The organism is Caballeronia sp. M1242, assembly GCF_017220215.1.
Classification (GTDB): Bacteria; Pseudomonadota; Gammaproteobacteria; order Burkholderiales; family Burkholderiaceae; genus Caballeronia.
The window spans coordinates 2,174,050-2,190,309 of record NZ_CP071129.1 but is presented as its reverse complement, the minus strand read 5'-3'; the positions used below and the strand labels follow the sequence as shown (position 1 = coordinate 2,190,309).

17 protein-coding genes are annotated in these 16,260 nt (G+C 63.8%); 14 read left to right on the top strand and 3 right to left on the bottom strand.

Features of this window, described 5'->3' with window-relative positions:
• Positions 1-53: 53 nt before the first annotated feature.
• Positions 54-929, bottom strand: coding sequence for a hydroxymethylpyrimidine/phosphomethylpyrimidine kinase (locus JYK05_RS10180; RefSeq protein ID WP_175945287.1), 876 nt, complete (start codon positions 927-929; stop codon positions 54-56).
• A gap of 272 nt (positions 930-1,201) precedes the next feature.
• Here JYK05_RS10180 and JYK05_RS10175 point away from each other — a divergent pair, with 272 nt between their 5' ends.
• Positions 1,202-1,372 carry a rubredoxin gene (locus JYK05_RS10175; protein WP_025527884.1) on the top strand — a complete coding sequence of 57 codons (171 nt, stop codon included), beginning with the start codon at positions 1,202-1,204 and terminating at the stop codon, positions 1,370-1,372.
• 267 nt (positions 1,373-1,639) lie between these two features.
• A complete protein-coding gene (locus JYK05_RS10170; RefSeq protein ID WP_206466841.1) occupies positions 1,640-3,034 on the top strand; it encodes a hypothetical protein in 1,395 nt (464 codons plus the stop codon).
• Here the strand turns inward: JYK05_RS10170 and JYK05_RS10165 are convergent.
• Positions 3,024-4,526, bottom strand: coding sequence for a deoxyribodipyrimidine photo-lyase (locus JYK05_RS10165; protein WP_206466839.1), 1,503 nt, complete (start codon positions 4,524-4,526; stop codon positions 3,024-3,026). The genes JYK05_RS10170 and JYK05_RS10165 overlap by 11 nt on opposite strands.
• 30 nt (positions 4,527-4,556) lie before the next feature.
• Here JYK05_RS10165 and JYK05_RS10160 point away from each other — a divergent pair, with 30 nt between their 5' ends.
• The 6 genes from JYK05_RS10160 (at position 4,557) to JYK05_RS10135 (ending at position 9,279) form a co-directional block, all read left to right on the top strand.
• Complete coding sequence (locus JYK05_RS10160) at positions 4,557-5,135, top strand: YqgE/AlgH family protein (protein ID WP_175944792.1); 579 nt, start codon at positions 4,557-4,559, stop codon at positions 5,133-5,135.
• The gene (gene ruvX, locus JYK05_RS10155; protein WP_175944790.1) at positions 5,132-5,578 is read left to right on the top strand and encodes a Holliday junction resolvase RuvX; all 447 of its coding nucleotides are present in this window, start codon (positions 5,132-5,134) and stop codon (positions 5,576-5,578) included. Before JYK05_RS10160 ends, ruvX begins: the two co-directional genes overlap by 4 nt.
• Positions 5,565-6,080 carry a bifunctional pyr operon transcriptional regulator/uracil phosphoribosyltransferase PyrR gene (gene pyrR, locus JYK05_RS10150; RefSeq protein WP_206466838.1) on the top strand — a complete coding sequence of 172 codons (516 nt, stop codon included), beginning with the start codon at positions 5,565-5,567 and terminating at the stop codon, positions 6,078-6,080. Before ruvX ends, pyrR begins: the two co-directional genes overlap by 14 nt.
• A gap of 66 nt (positions 6,081-6,146) precedes the next feature.
• Positions 6,147-7,184, top strand: coding sequence for an aspartate carbamoyltransferase catalytic subunit (locus JYK05_RS10145; protein WP_175944786.1), 1,038 nt, complete (start codon positions 6,147-6,149; stop codon positions 7,182-7,184).
• Between the two features lie 10 nt (positions 7,185-7,194).
• A complete protein-coding gene (locus JYK05_RS10140; protein ID WP_206466836.1) occupies positions 7,195-8,472 on the top strand; it encodes a dihydroorotase in 1,278 nt (425 codons plus the stop codon).
• Between the two features lie 3 nt (positions 8,473-8,475).
• Positions 8,476-9,279, top strand: a complete 804-nt coding sequence (locus tag JYK05_RS10135) for a 1-acyl-sn-glycerol-3-phosphate acyltransferase (protein WP_206466831.1) — start codon at positions 8,476-8,478, stop codon at positions 9,277-9,279.
• Here JYK05_RS10135 and JYK05_RS10130 read toward each other — a convergent pair.
• Positions 9,248-10,102 (bottom strand): symmetrical bis(5'-nucleosyl)-tetraphosphatase, encoded by an 855-nt coding sequence (locus tag JYK05_RS10130; protein ID WP_175944780.1) that lies wholly within the window; start codon positions 10,100-10,102, stop codon positions 9,248-9,250. The genes JYK05_RS10135 and JYK05_RS10130 overlap by 32 nt on opposite strands.
• Positions 10,103-10,466: 364 nt before the next feature.
• On the opposite strand from JYK05_RS10130, the gene rfbB reads away from it, so the two are divergent.
• Genes rfbB through JYK05_RS10100 form a run of 6 tightly spaced genes read left to right on the top strand, consistent with a single transcriptional unit; the run spans position 10,467 to position 16,102 of the window.
• On the top strand, positions 10,467-11,528 hold the full coding sequence (rfbB, locus tag JYK05_RS10125) for a dTDP-glucose 4,6-dehydratase (RefSeq protein ID WP_206466829.1): 1,062 nt from the start codon (positions 10,467-10,469) through the stop codon (positions 11,526-11,528).
• Positions 11,529-11,537: 9 nt separating this feature from the next.
• Entirely contained in the window at positions 11,538-12,431 is an 894-nt protein-coding gene (rfbA, locus tag JYK05_RS10120) for a glucose-1-phosphate thymidylyltransferase RfbA (protein ID WP_206466828.1), read from the top strand.
• Positions 12,416-12,967: a dTDP-4-dehydrorhamnose 3,5-epimerase gene (rfbC, locus tag JYK05_RS10115; protein WP_175944774.1), complete on the top strand. Its 552-nt coding sequence runs from the start codon at positions 12,416-12,418 to the stop codon at positions 12,965-12,967. Before rfbA ends, rfbC begins: the two co-directional genes overlap by 16 nt.
• A complete protein-coding gene (gene rfbD, locus JYK05_RS10110; protein WP_175944772.1) occupies positions 12,964-13,857 on the top strand; it encodes a dTDP-4-dehydrorhamnose reductase in 894 nt (297 codons plus the stop codon). The genes rfbC and rfbD overlap by 4 nt, the downstream gene beginning before the upstream one ends.
• Before the next feature lie 55 nt (positions 13,858-13,912).
• Positions 13,913-14,734: an ABC transporter permease gene (locus JYK05_RS10105; RefSeq protein ID WP_175944770.1), complete on the top strand. Its 822-nt coding sequence runs from the start codon at positions 13,913-13,915 to the stop codon at positions 14,732-14,734.
• 21 nt (positions 14,735-14,755) lie between these two features.
• Positions 14,756-16,102 (top strand): ABC transporter ATP-binding protein, encoded by a 1,347-nt coding sequence (locus JYK05_RS10100; RefSeq protein WP_175944768.1) that lies wholly within the window; start codon positions 14,756-14,758, stop codon positions 16,100-16,102.
• Positions 16,103-16,260 lie beyond the last annotated feature (158 nt).

Below are 16,260 nucleotides of genomic sequence, written 5' to 3'. Positions count from 1 at the left end.
TCCGAACTCCGTTCGTGTCGCTTCGTTCACTGCATCGTTGGCACCGATTTCGTCTAATGCCGGGCTTCTCCGGGCAATCCGGCCGAATCATCGGGCAAAGACGCGGCGTCGGTTTCGTCGTCCGCGTCGTTGGATCGCGCCCAGAAAAAGCGATCCGGCAAGTACGCGCCCATGCCCGGACGAAACGCGGCGCGCGCCGCCTGAAACACGTACTCCTGCGCCTCGCGCGCGGCCTCGGCGGGCTCCTGACCGTTCGCGAGCAGCGCGGCAACCGCGGCGCCGAGCGTGTCGGTGAGGCCCATCACGCGATGCAGCCCGCGATCCCACAGGTCCTGCCGCACCTGTCCTTCCTCGCTGTACAGCGTGTTCACATGCCGATGCGTGCCCGTTTCCATCGCCAGCACGTACTCGCAGCCCTGCGCGAGAATGTGCGAGATGGCGGAATCAAGCGTCGGCGCTTCCGCGTCGCTGTCCGGCTGCGCAAGCTGCAAAAGCGTCGCGTGATCGGCGATCAGCATGGTCGTCTGCGGCACGAGCAGGTCGGCGAGCGATTCGCGCAGCTCGTCGGCGGACAGTACGTGTTCGTCGTCGAGCGTGAAGTCGGGCGCGAGGATCAGCGGAACGTCGTCGTAGTCGGACACCACTTCCGCGATCGCGGAGACCACTTCCGCCCGCGTGGCCGCGCCGATCTTGAATGCGGCAATCGGCATGTCTTCTAGCAACATGCGCGCCTGAGCGGCGACCGCGTCGGGGTCGAGGCCGTTGACCTCATCGCAGGTTGCGGAATCGCGCACGGCGTAGCCGGTGAGAACCGTTGCGCTGTGGCAGCCCATGCTGGCGAGCGTGAGCAAATCGGCTTGCAGGCCGGAGCCGCCCGTTGGGTCCGAGAGCCCGAAAGTCAGAACGATCGGTGGAGAGTCGCCGGTCATGGCAAGAGCGGACATTTTTGATTTGAATTGCACGAGTGAGACGTTTCAGTTGCAGCGAACGCGAAAAAAGCCGCGCACGCGCCCGGACACGGTTCGATTATGCGGCCTATTGCCGCCCGCCTGCCGTCCGTGCGCACCTTTTTGCAGAGCGGTGACGCACACATCCCGCTATTTGGGGGATGCACGTCGGGCCGGCGCCTTGCTAGGCATCCACACGGCAACACGGTACCATCATGGCCTAATTTCAATCGACCAATCGACGCGGCATAAGTATGGAATACAGAAGCTGGATGTGCCTGATCTGCGGCTGGATCTACGACGAAGAGGCGGGATTGCCGGAAGAGGGCATCGCGCCGGGTACCCGCTGGGAGGACGTTCCGATCAACTGGACCTGTCCCGAATGCGGAGCACGCAAGGAAGATTTCGAGATGGTCCAGATCTGATCCGCATGCTCTACCGCGCCGCATGGCTCACGCCATGCGGCGCGTGTTTTTTGCGGCCTGCGATTCGTGCAGGCGTCGCAGGCGAGTCGGGTCGCGCGTCGGCGCCAATCCGGCAGGAACATTCGTTCCCGCCTGCGCTCGTAAAAGGCATACGCTTTGAGCACGACAGGCTCGGCGGCGCTTCGCTGCCGCGCTCGTCGATAATGCAGTTCAACCGCGCGTCGAGGCGGCGTCGCCACGCGCGTTTCTGGCTTGTGAGCGCCCGTTATGACATCTCGTCCCGACCTTCCCGTTCCGATCGAAGCCTTGCCGAACCCGCGCGGCGGCTCAGTCCGGCTCGCCGAAATGGCGCTCACGGACGCCATGCACGCGTTCCAGCGGCAGGGCGAGATCGCGCCCGCGCTCAAGCGCGCGATTGCCGCGCTGCATTCGGCCGGATGGCTGCCCGCGCAACGTTTCGCGGAAGCGCTCGCGCTCGTCGCGCCGCTCGGCGATGAATCGGAGGGCACGCACGACCGCATCGCTCTCGCCATGTCCGCGTTCCGCGCGGCGGTCGAGCGCCACAACCTGCGCGAGCTGTCGTGTTCGACGGAACTCTTCGATCACTATCGCGGGCTGCACGCGCTTTTGGCCGTGCATTCGCGCATCGCACCGGTTTCCTACGACGACCTCGCGCTCGCCGGACGCGCCATTGCGCCGTCGACGCTGCGGGGCGTCGCGCCCGAAAGGCTCGCGCGGGTCCGGGCGCACTACGAGGCGGCGCTGCTTGCGTTGCTGCGCGCGGGCGCCGACCAGCCGCAAGCCGACATCGACGAAACCTTCTCGCGGCTCGATGCCTGCCTCGCCGAGCTCACCGGCCCGGATCCGTACGACTTCTGGCGGCTCGCGTCGTCCACGGTGCGGGCGCTGCGCGAGCGCGCCGGCCGTCATGCGGATCTTTCCAGCTACGCGGACGCCAAGCGCCTGTACGCCCGCTTCAACCTCGTGCTGGCGGATCAGGCGCACGCGTCGAGCTTCGCGCCGCGTTCGCTCGTGCGCGCCACGCTCGCGTTGCTGTGGCGCGACTTCGCGCTCTACGGCGCGACGCCTGAAGACGCCGAACACGTCGACGTATTGCGCGACTACGGCCTGACCGTGGCGTGGCACGTCGCGGCGACGCCCGCGTCCGAAGCCGCGTGGGAGCAGGGCGCGGCGCAGGCGAGCGAAGAGAGCACGCGCGACGCCGTCACGCGCGATCTCGGCGTGCTGCGCGTGAACGCCGCCGCGTACGAAGACTTTCTGCAAAGCGCGGAGGCGTCGATCGAAGGGCTCGTCGAGCGGGGCACGCAGGCGAGCGAGACCGGCACCGTCGATTCCGCCGCCGCGCTGCATGCGGCGAACGCGTCGCATCGGCTGGGCGCGGCGGCGTGCGCGCTCGGGCTCGGGCACGTCTCGCTGCTCGCCGATACGCTCGGTCTCGCGTGGCGGCGCGTCGCGCATCAGGGTGAAGGCGCGGCCGAGAGCGATGCCCGCGGCCTGGACGCCTCCATTCCCGAGCGCGCCGCGCAAACGCTGCGTTCGATGCTGCATCAGGCGGCGGCGGGCATCGCGCCGTCGGAAGGCCGCGCGTCGATTGCGGCGCTGACCGCAATGATCGAGCGTCCTCCGGCCGTCACGCGATAGCGTCGTCGTCCTCGTCTAAAGACGACGCCCGTTTGGCCGCCCCGCGCACGACGTCGTAACGCAGCAGTGTTCGCTTGCGCGCGGCGTCGTGATCGACGATCGGCGGCGGATAGTCCGCGCCCAACGCGATATTCGCGGCCTTCAGCGCGTCGGGTTTCGCGAGCCACGGCGCATGAATGTCGCGGTCGGACAGCGCCGCCAGCTCCGGCACGTAGTGGCGGATGAACTTGCCGGCGGCATCGAATTTCTGCGACTGCGTGACCGGATTGAAGATGCGGAAGTACGGCTGCGCGTCGCATCCGCTGGACGCGGCCCACTGCCAGCCGCCGCTATTCGACGAAAGCTCGAAGTCGTTCAGCTGCGCCTCGAAATACGCCTCGCCGCGCCGCCAGTCGATGCCGAGATCCTTCGTCAGAAAACTCGCCGTCACCATGCGCAGCCGGTTGTGCATGTAGCCCGAGGTATTGAGCTGGCGCATGGCGGCATCCACGAGCGGGTAGCCGGTTTGTCCAGCGCACCACGCGGCGAAATTCGCGTCGGCCGCCTCGCCCGTTTCCCATTCGATGCGGTCGTACTCCGGCTTGAACGCGCGATGATCGCCCGGCATGCCCACGCGCGGGAAATGGTGCAGCACCGCGAAGTAGAAGTCCCGCCAGATAAGCTCGGAAAGCCACGTCTGCGCGCCGCGGTCGCCGTGGCGCTGCGCGTCGTGCGCGACGCGGGCGAGCGCGCGGATCGACACCGTGCCGTGCCGCAGATGCACGCCCATGTAGCTCGGGCCTTTGACCGCCGGGAAATCGCGCGTGCGGTCGTAATCCGTCATGCGGTCGCGGAAGTCGTCGAAGAGCGCGTACGCGCCGACGGTGCCTGCCGGGAACGCGGGGCCTTCTGCATCGGCGAAACCGAGCGCGGCGAGCGACGGAATGCCCTGATCCGCCTGCGCGGGCGGCTTGCCGAGCGCGTGCAGATTGTCTTCCGACGCATACGGCTGCAACGCGTCGGGCGTGAGCGTTTCGAGCCACTTGCGTTTGTACGGCGTGAACACCGTGTACGGCTTGGCGCTGCCCGTCAGCACGTCGTCGCGGTCGAAGATCGCCTGATCCTTGAACTCGAAAAACGCGACGCCCGCGCCCGCGAGCCTTCGCGCGACTGCTTCGTCGCGTGCCTTCGCGGACGGCTCGTAGTCGCGGTTCACGAACACGGCGTTCGCGCCGCACTCGCGGGCGAGCGCGGGAATCGCGTCGAGCGGCATGGCATGCCGCATCAGCAGCGCGCCGCCGGCCGCCCGAAGCGTGCGGTCCAGCTCGACCACGCTCGCATGAATAAAGGGCACGCGACGGTCGTTTTTAGCGAGCGGAGCGAGGATTTCGCGGTCGAAAACGAACGCGCACAGCACGCGACGGCACCTTGTAAGCGCATGATAGAGTGCAGCATTGTCTGCCGCGCGCAGGTCCCGCCGAAACCAGACCAGCCCCACATCGAAGTCGGCCATCTCGCAGCGCCTTTGTTAAAATCCTGAATTATGTCCAAGACTTCCGATCGCATCAATTTGACGAACCAGTTCCTGATCGCCATGCCCTCCATGGTCGATCCGACGTTTTCCGGAACGGTGGTCTACCTTTGCGATCACACCGATCGCGGTGCGCTGGGTCTCGTCATCAACAGGCCGACCGACATCGACCTGCAATCGCTTTTCAACCGCATCGACCTCAAGCTCGAAATCGAGCCGCTCGTGCATTTGCCCGTGTATTACGGCGGTCCGGTGCAGACGGAGCGCGGCTTTGTCCTGCACGAGGCGGGCGAGGGCGAACCGTACAGCTCGTCCATGAGCGTGCCCGGCGGCCTTGCCATGACCACATCGAAAGACGTGCTCGAAGCGGTCGCGAGCGGCAAGGGCCCCGAGCGTTTCCTGCTGACGCTCGGCCACGCGGGCTGGGGCGCGGGGCAGCTCGAAGAAGAAATCTCGAAGAACGGCTGGCTCACGGTCGAAGCGGATTCGCGCATCATTTTCGATGTGCCCGCCGAGGACCGTCTAGAAGCGGCGCTGTCGCTGCTCGGCGTGTCGCGCTCCATGCTTTCCGGCGAAGCAGGGCACGCATGAGCCGCGAAGCCACGCTGCTGGCATTCGATTACGGCGAAAAGCGCATCGGTGTCGCCGTCGGCAATACATTGACGCGCAACGCGCGGGCGCTCGCCGTGCTAGAAAACCGCGACCGCGACTATCGCTTTCAGGAAGTCGGCAAGCTCTTGCAGGAGTGGAAGCCGGACGCCGTGGTCGTCGGCATGCCGATGCATCCGGACGGCACGCCGCACGAAATGAGCGCGCTTGCGAAACGCTTCGGCAATCAGGTGAACGGCCGTTTCAACGTGCCGGTGCAGTGGGTGGACGAGCGATATTCGTCCGTCGATGCGAAAGCCGACTTGCGCGAGCGCGGCGTGCGCCCGAATGCGCGCGGCCGCTTCGACGGCATCGACGCCGAAGCTGCCCGCGTCATCCTCCAACAATATCTCGACGGACTTCCCGACGATCATGAGTTCCATTGACGCAGAGGCGCTGTATCGCGCGCTCGTCGAACAGATTCGCGCGGCTTACGGCGCGTCGCTCGCGGCGGCAGACGGCGTGGCGCTCGCGGGCATCTACAGCGGCGGCGCGTGGCTTGCCGAGCGGCTCGCGACAGACGTGGGCGCGCCGCATTTCGGCGTGGTGAACGTGGCGCTGCATCGTGACGACTACGCGAAAAAGGGCTTGCACAGTCAGGCGAGCCCGACTTCATTGCCGTTCGCCGTCGAAGGCCGCCGCATTCTGCTGATCGACGACGTGCTTTCCACCGGCCGCACCGTGCGCGCGGCGATCAACGAGCTCTACGATTACGGCCGTCCCGCGTCCATCGATTTCGCCGTGCTCGCCGACCGCGGCGGACGCGAAATGCCGATTGCGGCGCGCTTCACCGGCGGCATGGTGGACGTCGCAACGAACGAAGACCTCGTGCTCGCGCGCCGCGACGACGGCACCTTCGGCTTCACGACCGAGCCGCGCACGCACTGACGCTCAAGCGGCACGCGTCTCACGCCCAAGCAGCAAGCCTTTTTTCAAAGCAACGCCTGGATCACCATGAACACCGCCACGCAGAGCGCAGCCGAACCGGGCGCGCAGCAAGCTGACAAGACCAGCGACACCTTCCGCTACGGCTTTCTCAAAGGCAACCCGCAGCTCACCAAAAACGGCGAGCTGAAGCACTTGCTGACCATCGAGGGCCTGCCGCGCAGCATCGTCACGCATATTCTCGATACGGCCGAGCAGTTCGTGAGCGTCACCGATCGCGAAGTCAAAAAGGTGCCGCTTCTGCGCGGCAAGTCGGTCTTCAACCTCTTCTTCGAGAATTCGACGCGCACGCGCACCACGTTCGAAATCGCGGCGAAGCGCCTCTCGGCGGACGTGCTGAATCTGAACATCAACGCGTCGTCGACAAGCAAGGGCGAGTCGCTGCTCGACACCATCAACAATCTCTCCGCGATGCACGCCGACATGTTCGTCGTGCGTCATGCGTCGAGCGGCGCGCCGTATCTGATCGCCGAGCATTGCGCGCCGCACGTGCACGTGATCAACGCGGGCGATGGCCGTCACGCGCATCCGACGCAGGGCCTGCTCGACATGTACACCATTCGCCACTACAAGCGCGACTTCACGAAGCTGCGGGTGGCGATTGTCGGCGACATCCTGCATTCGCGCGTCGCGCGCTCGGACATTCATGCGCTCACGACGTTGGGCGTGCCGGAAGTGCGCGCCATCGGTCCGCGCACGCTGTTGCCGAGCAACCTCGATCAGATGGGCGTGCACGTCTACCACAACCTCGACGAAGGTCTGAAGGGCGTGGACGTCATCATCATGCTGCGGTTGCAGAACGAGCGCATGAGCGGCGCGCTTTTGCCGTCCGCGCAGGAGTACTTCAAGAGCTGGGGCCTCACGCCCGAGCGTCTCGCGCTGGCCGCCCCGGATGCCATCGTGATGCACCCCGGCCCGATGAACCGTGGCGTGGAAATCGATTCGCAAGTGGCCGACGGGCCGCAGTCGGTCATCCTGAATCAGGTGACCTTCGGCATCGCCGTGCGCATGGCGGTGATGGGCATTGTGGCCGGCAACAGCGACTAATCAGAACGACATGAAGATCCAGATTCAAGGCGGCACCATCATCGATCCGGCCGCAGGCACCGAAACGCGTAACGACGTATTCATCGCGGCCGGACGTATCGTCGCGATCGGCGAGGCGCCCGCCGAATTCAGTGCGGCTAAGGTCATCGACGCTAACGGCTTGCATATCGCGCCGGGCTTCGTCGACCTGTCGGCGCGTCTGCGCGAGCCAGGCTTCGAACACAAGGCGACGCTCGAATCGGAAATGGCCGCCGCGATGGCGGGCGGCGTGACGAGCCTCGTCTGCCCGCCCGACACCGATCCGACGTTGGACGAGCCGGGCCTCGTCGAAATGCTCAAGTTCCGCGCGCAGAAGCTGCATCAGGCGCATGTGTATCCGCTTGGCGCGCTGACCGTCGGGCTGAAGGGCGAGAGCATCACAGAGATGGTGGAACTGACGGAGGCCGGCTGCATCGGCTTCTCTCAAGCCGATAACCCGATTGTCGATACCCGCACGCTGCTGCGCGCGCTGCAGTACGCAACGACCTACGGCTATACCGTGTGGTTGCGCCCGCAGGACGCGTTCATGGCGAAGGGCGGCGTGGCGGCGAGCGGCGCGGTGGCGTCGCGCCTCGGCCTGTCGGGCGTGCCGGTGTCGGCGGAAACCATCGCGCTGCATACCATCTTCGAACTGATGCGCGTGACCGGCGCGCGCGTGCATCTGTCGCATGTGTCGTCGGCGGCGGGCGTGGCGCTCGTGCGCGCGGCCAAGGCCGAAGGCCTCGCCGTTACGTGCGACGTCACGATCAACCACGTCCATTTGACGGACGTGGACATCGGCTATTTCGATTCGCAATTCCGCCTCGATCCGCCGTTGCGCCAGCAACGCGACCGCGAAGCGATTCGCTCGGGCCTCGACGACGGCACCATCGACGCCATTTGCTCGGACCACACGCCGCTCGACGATGACGAGAAGCTGCTGCCATTCGCCGAGGCGACGCCGGGCGCGACCGGCCTCGAACTGCTGCTCTCGCTGACGGTGAAGTGGGCGCGTGAAGCGAACCTGCCGCTCGCGAAGGCGCTTGCGCGCATCACGTCCGCGCCGGCCGATGTGCTGAAGCTGCCGGCGGGGCGCATCGCGGTGGGCGCGCTCGCCGATCTCTGCGTGTTCGATGCGGGCGCTTCGTGGCGCGTCGATCCGCGCAAGCTGAAGAGCCAGGGCCGCAATTCGCCGTTCCTGGGCTATGAGCTGCCGGCTCGCGTGCGCGCGACCATCGTCGGCGGGCATCTCGCTTACGAAAGCCGCTGATTCATGAAGTTGATGTTGCGCAAGCTGCGCCTCGCTGCTCATTTGCTGCACGGCGCATGGATCGTGGCGCGGCGCTTTCCCGGCGCGACCGCAAGCAAGCGCATGGCGATGAACCGCGCGTGGTCGCTCGAGATGCTGCGGCTCGCGGGCATGAAGCTCGTCGTGCATAACGACGAAGCGCGGCTGGATGCCGGCGTGCTCGTCGTCGGCAACCATGTGTCGTGGATCGATATTTACGTGATCAACGCGTGGCGGCCGACGCCGTTCGTATCGAAGGCCGAGATTCGCCAGTGGCCGGTGGTCGGCTGGCTCGCGCAACAGCTCGGCACCGTGTTCGTCCAGCGCGAGAAGCGCAGCGACGCGAAGCGCATCATGCATGAACTGGCGGACCGGCTCGTCGCAGGCGAGATGATGTGCGTGTTCCCCGAAGGCACGACGAGCGACGGCGTATCGCTGCTGCCGTTTCACGCGAATTTGTTTCAGGCGGCGGTGTCGGCGTCGCGTCCGGTGCAGCCTATCTGCCTCATGTACGAGGATGCGCGCGGCATGCAGACGACCGCGCCCGCGTATATCGGCGATATGTCGCTCAGCGATTCGCTCGATGCGCTCTTGCGCGGCGGGCCGATCACGGCGCATCTCTACGTGTGCGATCCGCTCGCGCCGGGCGCTGACCGGCGGCTGCTCGCAAGCGAGGCGCAAGCGGCGGTTCAGGCGGCGCTGGAGCGGATGCGGGGCGCGCCGGCCGTCGTCATGGAAGCGCCGCTGGCGCCGCCGATCACTTCTTCATCGCGCAACTCACCTGCGTGACGACGCGCTGCGCGGGGTCTTTCGTCAGCCGCACTGCCGACAGCTTGTTGCCCCACACGCAGCCGGAATCGAGACAGAGAACGTCGTCGCGGATCATGAGGCCGAGCGCGGCCCAGTGTCCGAAGACGATGGTGACGTCCCGCGTGCGGCGGCCCGGCACGTCGAACCAAGGCATGTAGCCGGGCGGCGCGGTGTCCGGGCCCCCGTTGCCGGCGAATTCCATCGCGCCTTCCGCTGTACAGAAGCGGATGCGCGTGAGCGCGTTGTAGATCACGCGCAGGCGGTCCATGCCGGTCAGCGAATCTTCCCAGCGATGCGGCTCGTTGCCGTAGAGTTCGGCCAGCGTCTCTTTCCAGTTCGGCGCGCGCAGTGCGGTTTCGAGTTCGTGCGCGAGTTCCAGCGTCATCGTGACGTCCCACTGCGGCAAGACGCCTGCGTGAACCATCAGCGCGCCGTCTTCGAAATGGGCGACCGGCTTGTGCCGCACCCATTCGATGAGATCGGCGCAGTCCGGTGCCCCGAGGATGTCGTCGAGCGTGTCGCCTTTTTTCGGCTTGCGCAGGCCGGCGGCGACGGAGAGCAGATTCAGATCGTGATTGCCGAGCACGACGGTCGCGCGCGAACCGAGCGCGATCACGTCGCGCAACGTTTCCAGCGACTTGGGGCCACGGTTGATGAGATCGCCCGCGAACCAGAGCGGCGTGTCGGGTTCGGGCGCGGCTTTCTTGAGCAGGCGCTGAAACGGGTCGCAGCAGCCTTGGAGGTCGCCAAAGACGAGGGGAGCGGACGAGACCGCGAGGCTTGCGGAGAGTGCGTCGGTCATGGGTTCAGTGCGAAAGCGCGACGCGGCTTTGAAGTCGCGAGCCGGACGCCAGTCGAATTGCGGTGCGACAAATTATGCCGGTGATTAGAAAAACGCAACGCTCGATCGCTTTCGTACAAAAGATCACCACGGCGTCATTCCCGCCCACGCGACGGAAATTGACTAGCTGTATCAAGTTGTTAGCCGTGTAGTTTTTGCACTGCATGGCTTTATAATTGGCGGCTGACCAAAAATTGAACCGCGTCCGGCAGTCGGTCGCGGTTCCCGCATTTGATGCATCGGGGCATCGAATGCTGCAATTTTTTCCACAGCTTGCGCGTGCGTGTTCAGTCGCGCGAAGACTACAAGCAGCCAAAGGGTTTCTATGATTCTCGTGACGGGCGGCGCCGGTTTTATCGGCGCGAATTTTGTTCTGGACTGGCTCAAAGGCTCCGATGAGCCCGTGCTCAACGTCGATAAGCTGACGTACGCGGGAAATCTCGGCACGCTGAAATCGCTCAAGGACGACGCCCGCCACCTGTTCGTGCGTGCCGATATTTGCGACCGCGCAGCAATGGACGAACTGCTCGCCACGCACAAGCCGCGCGCCATTCTGCATTTCGCGGCAGAAAGCCACGTCGACCGCTCGATTCACGGCCCGGCGGATTTCGTGCAGACGAACGTCGTCGGCACGTTCACGTTGCTGGAAGCTGCGCGCATGTATTGGAGCGCGCTGCCCGAAGCGGAGAAGCAAGCGTTTCGCTTCCTGCACGTCTCGACGGACGAAGTCTTCGGTTCGCTTTCCGCAACCGATCCGCAATTCTCCGAGACCACGCCTTACGCGCCGAATAGCCCTTATTCGGCGACCAAGGCTGGCTCCGACCATCTGGTTCGCGCATATCACCACACGTACGGTCTGCCCGTGCTCACGACCAATTGCTCGAATAACTACGGCCCGTATCAGTTCCCCGAAAAACTGATCCCGCTGATGATCGCGAACGCGCTCGCAGGCAAGCCGCTGCCGGTTTATGGCGACGGTCAGAACGTGCGCGACTGGCTGTATGTGGGCGATCACTGCTCGGCCATCCGGGAAGTGCTGGCTAACGGCAAGCCTGGCGAGACGTATAACGTCGGCGGCTGGAACGAGAAGAAGAACCTCGAAGTCGTGCATACGCTCTGCGATCTGCTCGACGAGAAGAAATCGAAGGCAAGCGGTTCGTATCGCGATCAGATCACGTATGTGACGGATCGCCCGGGACACGATCGCCGCTACGCCATCGACGCGCGCAAGCTGGAGCGCGAGCTCGGCTGGAAGCCGGCCGAAACGTTCGAGACGGGTCTCGCCAAGACCGTTCAGTGGTATCTGGACAATCAGGAATGGGCGGACGAAGTCGCTTCCGGCGAATACCGGAAGTGGGTCGAGACGAATTACGCGCAGCGGGCATAAGGAGCAGGCATGGCGCGCAAAGGCATTATTCTCGCCGGCGGGTCCGGCACGCGGCTCTATCCGATCACGCACGCAGTATCGAAGCAACTGCTGCCCGTGTACGACAAGCCGATGATCTACTATCCGCTGTCGACGCTGATGATCGCGGGCATTCGCGATGTCCTCGTCATTTCGACGCCGCAAGACACGCCGCGTTTCGAAGCCATGCTCGGGGACGGCAGCCAGTGGGGCATGAACATTCAGTACGCAGTGCAGCCGTCGCCGGACGGGCTCGCGCAGGCGTTCATCATCGGCAAGGAGTTCGTGGGCAACGATCCCTCCGCGCTCATTCTGGGCGACAACATTTTCTACGGTCACGATCTCGCGAAGCAGTTGGCGAACGCCGATGCGCGTACCGACTGCGCGACGGTTTTCGCCTATCACGTCCATGATCCGGAGCGTTATGGCGTCGTGGAGTTCGACGAGAGCTTCCGCGCGCTGTCGATCGAAGAGAAGCCGGCGAAACCGCGATCCAACTACGCGGTGACGGGCCTGTACTTTTACGATAACCAGGTGTGCGACATCGCAGGGGACATCAAGCCGTCCCCGCGCGGCGAGCTCGAAATCACCGACGTCAACTCGCGCTATCTTCAGCAGCAAAGGCTGAACGTCGAGATCATGGGTCGCGGTTACGCGTGGCTCGACACCGGCACGCATGAGTCGCTGATCGAGGCGGCGACGTTTATCGCGACTTTGCAAAAGCGTCAGGGGCTGGTGGTGGCTTGCCCGGAAGAGATCGCGTACCGCAAGGAATGGATCGACGACGAGCAACTGCTTGCGCTAGCGAAGCCGCTGTCGAAGAACGCGTACGGTCAATATCTGCTCAACCTTCCGAAGGACCAAGTCGCATGGCCATCCAGGTAACTGCCACGGCGCTGCCCGAAGTCAAGATCATCGAGCCGAGAGTGTTCGGCGATGCGCGCGGCTTCTTCTACGAGAGCTTCAATGCGCGCGAGTTTGCCGAGCACGTGGAAGCGGGCGTCGAGTTTGTGCAGGACAATCATTCGCGTTCGGCGAAGGGCGTGCTTCGCGGGCTGCATTATCAGATCCAGCATCCGCAGGGCAAGCTCGTTCGCGTGGTGGAGGGCGAAGTTTTTGACGTCGCCGTGGATATTCGCAAGAGCTCGCCGAACTTCGGCAAGTGGGTGGGCGTGAATCTGTCGGAAGAGAATCATCGGCAGTTGTGGGTGCCGCCGGGCTTCGCGCATGGGTTCGTCGTGCTGTCGGAGACGGCGCAGTTTCTTTATAAGACGACGGATTATTGGTATCCGGAGTTCGAGCGGAGCATTGTGTGGAATGACGTCGACCTCGCCATTGCATGGCCGTTCGAGGGCGAGTTGATCATCGCCGCCAAGGACCGGGACGGTGCCGCGCTCGCCGGTGCCGAGGTGTTCCAATGAGACTGCTGTTGACCGGTGCGAACGGGCAGGTCGGCTGGGAGTTGGCGCGCAGCCTCTTGCCGCTCGGTGAGGTCGTGCTGGCGACTCGCCAGACTGCCGACTTCACTAAGCCGAACGGCGTGGCGGGGCTTGTCGAATCGGTGCGTCCCGATGTCATTGTGAATGCGGCTGCATATACCGCCGTGGACAATGCCGAGCAGGAAGAGGAAGTCGCACGCCGCATCAACGGCGATGCGGTTGCGGAAATCGCCGCAGCCGCCGCGCGTACCGGGGCGCTGCTCGTCCACTATTCGACGGACTACGTGTTCGACGGGACCGCGAAGGACAGCGCAAAGGAAACGGACGCCGCTGCACCGCTCAACGCCTACGGTCGTTCCAAGCTCGCCGGCGAAGAGGCGATCATCGCGTCGCAATGCGACTATCTGATTTTCAGAACGACGTGGGTCTACGCCGCGCGCGGCAAGAATTTTCTCTTGACCATGCTCAAGCTCGCGGCCCAACGCGAGGAGCTGAAGGTGGTCGCAGACCAGACGGGTGCACCGACGAGCGCCCGGCTGATCGCCGACCTGACGGCTCACTGTATCCGTCACGCACACGCCGAACGGCTCGACGGGCGCTTCGAGAGCGGCCGCTTTCATATGACGGCGGGCGGTAGCGTGAGCTGGCATGGCTTCGCCGAGGCGCTGATCGACTATGCGCGGGCCGTCGGTCGATTCGATATCAAGACGCGCACCATTCTCCCGATTGCGACGTCGGAATATCCTCTTCCCGCGCGTCGTCCGGCGAATTCTCGCCTCGACTGTTCGCACTTCGACAGGCGGTTCGGTCTGCATCGTCCTGCGTGGGATGTGTGCATGCGACAAACCATAGACCAGCTCGCCGGCGTTTGACGGCCCCTCGCGCCAACTTGCGCGTGCGATCAAGTTTCGAAGAGTAAAGGACTGAATGAGCCGTTACAGCTACCGTAATCCCTTGGCAGTCGTCGATTCGCTCGTCAGCCAGCGAGCCCTGATTTATCAGTTCGTCAAAAGAGAGGTGTCAGGACGATACAAAGGATCGTTTCTCGGTCTCTTTTGGTCATTCGTGAATCCGTTGCTGCTTCTGAGCGTGTACACCTTCGTGTTCGGCGTCGTCTTCAAGTCGAAGTGGCGTCCGGCCTCGACGAGCCATTTCGAATTCGCGGTGGTCATGTTCGTGGGCGTGCTGACGCACGGGCTACTGGCCGAGTGCATCAATCGCGCGCCGGGCATGATCGTGGCGAACACGAATTATGTGAAGCGCGTGGTGTTTCCCCTGGAGACGCTCACGTGGATCACCCTTGGCACTGCTCTCTTTCATACGTTCATCGCGTCGCTGATTCTTATCGGCGGAATTCTGCTCTGGCAGCAGCATCTTCCGGTTACGGCGTGGACGGTGCCGCTGATCCTCGTGCCGTACCTGTTGCTCATCGCGGGCGTAACGTGGTTTCTCATGTCTCTCGGTGTCTTCCTGCGTGACATCGGGCAACTCATGTCCATCGTCACGTCGCTTCTGATGTTCCTGTCACCGGTCTTTTATCCGACAACGTCCGTGCCCGAGCAGCTGCGATTCCTGATCGAATGGAATCCGCTGACGTTCATCATCGAGCAGCTTCGTAACGCGCTGATCTGGGGTGGTACTCCGGACTGGCTCGGCATCCTGAAGTATTTCGTGTTTGGCTACATCGCCGCGTGGTTCGGCTATGCCTGGTTTCAACGGACCCGCGGCGGCTTCGCGGATATCCTCTGAGCAGGCGCGAACGAGACATCTATGAGTGAATCCGCGATCGACATCCGCGACGTCGGCAAGTGCTACAACATTTACGAGCGCCCCCGAGACCGCCTACTTCAGATGCTGGTCGGACGACGTCGCCAGTTATTCCGTCAATTCTGGGCATTGAAGAACATCAGTTTCACGGTTCCCAAAGGCGAAACCATCGGGATCGTGGGCCGGAATGGGTCGGGCAAGTCAACGTTGTTGCAGATCATCGCCGGCACGCTCACGCCCACCACAGGCTCGGTGTCGGTTCATGGCCGCGTCGCGGCTCTTCTTGAACTGGGATCGGGCTTCAATCCGGAATTTACCGGACGAGAAAACGTCTATCTGAACGCCTCCCTGCTGGGCCTGTCGACCGAAGAGGTGGACGAACGCTTCGATAGCATCGTGTCCTTCGCGGATATCGGCGCATTCGTCGATCAGCCCGTGAAGACTTATTCGAGCGGGATGATGGTTCGTCTTGCGTTCGCGGTTCAGGCGCAGACGAATCCGGAAATTCTTATCGTTGACGAGGCCCTCGCCGTTGGCGACGCGCGTTTCCAGGCGAAATGTTTCGACCGCCTGAAGCAACTGAAGGACAACGGCACCAGCATTCTGCTGGTGACGCATAGCAGCGAGCAAATCGTGACGCATTGCTCGAGCGCCGTGCTGATCGATTCGGGCGAAATGCTGCAGCAAGGCGCGCCGCGCGAGATCGTGAACCGCTACCTGGACCTGCTTTTTGGCCGCGACAGCAATCGCAAGCGGGTGAAGTCGTCACAATCCGACGAAAACGGCAACGGATCGGACGGTAATGGCAAGAAGCGGATCGACGAGAGCATCGACGTCGGCGCAGGGAAGCTTCTCTTCGACGAAGATGCGTTCTCGCAGCGGCCCGGCTACAACCCCTACGAGTACCGATGGGGCGACGGGTCTGCGGTCATCAGCGACTTCCGGCTCGAAAGCGACGGCGTCGAATATCCGCATTCGGTGGAGAGCGGCGCGCGCTTGCGCCTCGATGTGGCAGTGACGTTTCAGCGCACCCTCGTGCGCCCCATTCTCGGCGTGACGGTCAAGACAAAGGAAGGCGTTACCGTCTTCGGTTCCAACTCGGAGTTGCTCGCCTGTGACGAAGTAAAAAACATGGGCGGAGCCGGCGAGCGCATGCGCGCCACGGTATTTCTCGACTGCAAGCTAGGGCAGGGCGACTACTTCATCTCGCTCGGCATAGCGACGCGAGAAGGCGAGAACATCGTGCCTCACGATCGGCGCTACGATTCCATCCATCTGGTCGTGAGCCCGGATTCGTCTTTCTTCGGATTGCTCGACATGAATATGTCGATGCAACTGCATCAGCCATGAGCGGATTTCGCGCCAAACTGCGCACCGTCAGGCGCGCGCGCAACGTTATTGCTGCAGCCGGCGGCCCTGCCGCGGTCTCGCGCTATGCGTTGAGATTGTTGCGTACGGAGGGACCCACGGGGCTGTGGTCTCGGGTCGCGCGGCACGTCCTTGGTAAC